The sequence below is a fragment of the Mycolicibacterium vaccae NBRC 14118 = CIP 105934 genome (genome assembly GCF_001552715.1).
Classification (GTDB): domain Bacteria; phylum Actinomycetota; class Actinomycetes; order Mycobacteriales; family Mycobacteriaceae; genus Mycobacterium; species Mycobacterium vaccae.
This window is the reverse complement of record NZ_BCRS01000272.1, coordinates 1-4,124: the sequence shown is the minus strand read 5'-3', so window position 1 is coordinate 4,124 and position 4,124 is coordinate 1. Positions and strand designations below refer to the sequence as shown.

The window sequence follows — 4,124 nt, the reverse complement described above, 5'->3', positions numbered from 1 at the left end:
CTGGGGCTGGCGCGGGACGCGGCCACGCCGTCGCGGGCGTACGCCGCCGCCGAGGAGCTGGTGGCCACCGCAGAAGCCGAGGCCAAGGCGCTGACCGGCGACCGCAACGAGGCCGAGACCGAGGAGTTGCGCACCGCGCTCGGTGCGGGCGGCACCGGAAAAGGCACCGCAGGCACGATGCGCGGGGCCGCCGGGGCGCTCAAAGACCTGGAGAAACGGCAGAAGTCCCGTCAGACGCGGGCGTCGCGGGATGCGCTGGACCGCGCGCTGATCGACCTCGCGACGTATTTCCGGGACGCGCTGCTGGTCGCCTCGGGGGCCGACGGGGTCGTGGCCAACCACCCCGACATGGCGGACAAGGTCGCGGCGATGGCGGCGCACTCGTCGCCGGAGAAGCTGCTGCGCTGCATCGAGGCCGTGCTCGAATGCCGGGAGGCGCTCGCGGTCAACGTCAAGCCGAAGTTCGCGGTCGACGCGATGGTCGCCACGGTCGGGCAGGCGCTGCGCAGCTGAGTTGGGCCGTCGGGAGGCCCTGCCGTAGACTCATCCCGCCCGACAGCGCCGCCTTAGCTCAGTCGGTAGAGCGATTCACTCGTAATGAATAGGTCGGGGGTTCGATTCCCCCAGGCGGCTCCACTTTCTTCACCACCGCTCGGCGAACCGCTCGCGTTCCCGGAAGGCGAGCGAGTGCACAGCGGTCATACCGACACTCTGCTAGACCGGCGCGACGAACCCGACGGGACCGGAGGCGACGCACACCGACAGCGCGGCGGTGTCGGCGCTGACGCTGATCGCGTCGCCCGCGCCGGGCAGCCGGACGAACACCCGGTTGAGTCCCGGCCGCACCGGCACCTTCACCGCCTCGCCCTCGGACAGCGCCACGGTGATGGAGCCGTCGCTGTTGCCCAGGTAGTTGAGTTCCACGGTCCAGTCCGCGGGTAGCAGCGGGCCGTCCAGCGGCATGCTGACCGGGAAGTCGGGCTGCACGAGGTAGCCGCACTGCGGGTCGGGTCCGGGACGGATGCTGCGCACCCAGGTCACCTGGGCGTCGACGAGGTTGCCCTGCCTGTCCAGCATGCGTAGATCATCTGTGGCAGAAGCGAACTCGGGGCGGTCGGGCAGCAGCGCGAACATGTGCGAGACCAGGTTCTCCGGCCACGCCACCCGCTGCAGCACCAGCGGGTCCACCTCCTGGTCGAGCATCGGGGAGTCCGACGACGCGTGCGCCTGCGCCAGCGCGGCCCGAGCGTTCTGCAGATACGGCTGAGCCGGATTGTCCCGCCAGCTGGTCAGGAACGTCGATGTCGAGTACAGGCTGCTGGCCACGAAAGCCACTGCGGCACAGACTGTCACGGCGCTGCGCCGGGGCGAGGCGTCCAGCCACCGGGAACGTTCGCGGTTCGGCGCGCACAGGCCGACAGCGGCCAGCAGCGCCAGCACGACGACCAGGTCGGGCAGGTACCGCAACGTCTGCGCCAGTTCCAGCGCGGTGAACCGCGACGAGCGCATCAGATAGATCGGCACCTGGCAGGCCACCGCGTACCCCAGCGCGGCCAGCCACACCGGGCCGAGGCGCCGCTTGCGGAGCAGTGTCACCGCGACGACGGCACCCAGGGTCAGCCAGCCGAGCGCCATCACCGTCGCCGGGGGAGTCGCCCACGGGGACGCCGGCGCCCACCGCTGCCACTCCCACGGCCCGCCGACCAGACCGGGAACGATGCCGTGGGTGAAGGAGCGGCGCAACAGATCCCAGGTCATCGCGAGGTCGAAACTCCACCGTTGCTGATCCACCACCAGCAGGTAGACCCCGACCCACGCCACGGTCAGCGCCGCCGCGGCCGTCCACAACCGCACTCCGCGGCGCCACACCTGGCCGATGGTGGCGGACGCGGTGACGTACCCGTACAGCGCCACGACGGTGAACGCGACGAACGGGATGATCGCCGACTTCTCGAAGAACAGCAGAGCGCCCAGGTACACCAGCGCCCCGGACCAGGCGTGCCGCCGGTTCCCGGTGCGCACCAACAGGATCGCCTCGGCGCACACCCAGGCCAGCGCCGCCAGCATCGGCAGCGAGTTCAACGCGGCCGCCCACCACGCGAACCCGGGTACCGCCAGCGGCGTGAACAGCGCGAACGTCAACGGCACCAACAACACCGGGCGCCAGCCCAGGATCACATACAGCGCGCGCAGCAACGCCAGCGACGCCAGCAGCGCGAGCACCACCAGGCTGACCGCGGGCCCGACCCAGTTCAGCGGCGCCAGCAGCGTGATCACGCCGGCGACCAGGAACGCCCCGGGCATCACGTGACCGTCGTGGTCGTCGAACAGATAACCCAGGGACAGCAGGGGTTGGGTGCCGGCCCGGCCGACCAGGATCAGGTCGTCCCAGTAGAAGTAGCCGCCGAACGCCAGCACCGCCCGGATCACCAACTGCAGCGCGATCAGCGCCACCGCGGTGCGGGCGACCCAGTTCGTCGTCGCGATCAGGGGACCGTCCCCGCGGATGGGTAGGCGTGCCCGGCGGCCTGCCGGGCCGACCACGCCGAGGCCACCATGTCGGTCAGCGAATGCCGCATCCGCCAGTCCAGGTCGCGGGCGGCCAGCGTGCCGTCGGCGACGATACGGGCCGGGTCACCGGGCCGGCGCGGGGCCACCTCCGGTTCGAAGTCGACGCCGGTCACCGCGCGCATCGTGGTCATGATCTCGCGCACCGAGGTGCCCGATCCGCTGCCGAGGTTGTAGACCGGTTCGATCGGACTGCCGTCGGCGAGCCGGCGGGCGGCCGCGACGTGGGCGGCGGCGATGTCGGCGACGTGCACATAGTCGCGCACGCATGTCCCGTCCGGGGTCGGGTAGTCGGCGCCGTTGATCCGCGGGGTCTCGCCGCGCAGCAGCATGTCGAAGACCCTCGGGAACAGGTTGAACGGGCTGACGTCGAACACGTCGTCCGATCCCGAGCCGACGACGTTGAAGTAGCGCAGGCTGGTGTGGCGCAGCCCGGTGGCGGCGCTGACATCGCGCAACAGCCATTCGCCGATCAGCTTGCTCTCGCCGTACGGCGACTCCGGCCGGGTGGATGTGCCCTCGTCGACGACCTCGGTGGCCGGGGTGCCGTACGTCGCCGCGCTGGAGGAGAACACGAACTTGTCGACGCCGGCGGCGGTCGCCGCGTCCAGCAGCGTCACCATCGCGGACACGTTCTGCTGGTAGGTGTGCAGCGGACGCTGCACCGACTCGCCGGCGTACTTGTACCCGGCGATGTGAATGACTCCGGTCACGCCGTACGTGTCCAGCGTCGCGCGCACGGTGTCGGCGTCGAGCAGGTTCGCCGTCACCAGCGGCACGCCGTCGGGCACGAACTGCGTCAGGCCGGTCGACAGGTCGTCGATCACGACGATGCCCAGGCCGGCGTCGCGCAGTGCCCGCACCACGTGCGCGCCGATGTAGCCGGCGCCGCCGGTCACCAACCAGGTCACGGTGTCTCCTTCGTCGTCGTCGGACGCGGACCGGTGGAACCGGGGCGTCGGTATGCCACCGTAACGAGTGCGCTCAGATGCACAGCGATCCCGAGTAGCGGTCCGCACAGCAGCGCGACGACGGTGCGCATCTCCAGCTCCAGCGGCAACAGCAGCAGCAGCGTCGCCGCCAGCGTCGCGATCACCCAGCCCGCCGCGTAGGCGCGGTGCAGTGCCGCGGCCACCGTCGCGGCGCCGGTCAGCGTCAGCAGCGCGACCGCGACGGCTGCCGCGGTCAACCAGGCCAGCAGGGTGCCGTCCGCCTGGTACTGCGCACCGAACGCCTCCCGCAGCAGCCACGGCCCGAACGCGCCCGCCAGCCCGACCCCGGCGGCGCCGAGCCCGACGACCACCGCCGACGGCACGACCAGCGCCCGGAGCCGGTGTTCACGCTGGTCGACGAAGTGGGCGATCAGGTTCCCCTGCATCGCGGTCAGCGGCACCAGCAGCGGCGCCCGGGTCAGCGTGACCGCCAGGATCACCACCCCGCCGGTGGCGCCGAGCTCCCCGGCGGTGGCCTTGAGCAGCACCGGGAAACCCATCACCAGCACCGCGCTGGCGCCGGCGGCCGCGATCGAGTGGCCCGCGCCGCGCAGGAACGTCACC

At 71.5% G+C, this 4,124-nt stretch carries 3 protein-coding genes, 1 tRNA gene and 1 pseudogene; 2 read left to right on the top strand and 3 right to left on the bottom strand.

Annotated elements, in window-relative coordinates; all coding sequences use genetic code 11:
- Positions 1–513 (top strand): DNA polymerase III subunit delta' C-terminal domain-containing protein (locus MVA01S_RS28880; protein ID WP_303621351.1); only part of this gene is annotated, 513 nt, incomplete at its 5' end.
- Positions 514–560: 47 nt separating this feature from the next.
- Positions 561–636, top strand: a tRNA-Thr gene (locus MVA01S_RS28875).
- 78 nt (positions 637–714) lie between these two features.
- On the opposite strand, the gene MVA01S_RS28870 is transcribed toward MVA01S_RS28875, so the two are convergent.
- From MVA01S_RS28870 to MVA01S_RS28860, 3 genes and pseudogenes are all read right to left on the bottom strand, one after another.
- Complete coding sequence (locus MVA01S_RS28870; RefSeq protein ID WP_390176152.1) at positions 715–2,490, bottom strand: hypothetical protein; 1,776 nt, start codon at positions 2,488–2,490, stop codon at positions 715–717.
- Complete coding sequence (gene galE / locus MVA01S_RS28865; RefSeq protein WP_003931745.1) at positions 2,487–3,479, bottom strand: UDP-glucose 4-epimerase GalE; 993 nt, start codon at positions 3,477–3,479, stop codon at positions 2,487–2,489. The genes MVA01S_RS28870 and galE overlap by 4 nt, the downstream gene beginning before the upstream one ends.
- Positions 3,476–4,124: pseudogene (locus MVA01S_RS28860) on the bottom strand (hypothetical protein); the annotation flags it as partial. The gene galE and the pseudogene MVA01S_RS28860, both read right to left, overlap by 4 nt.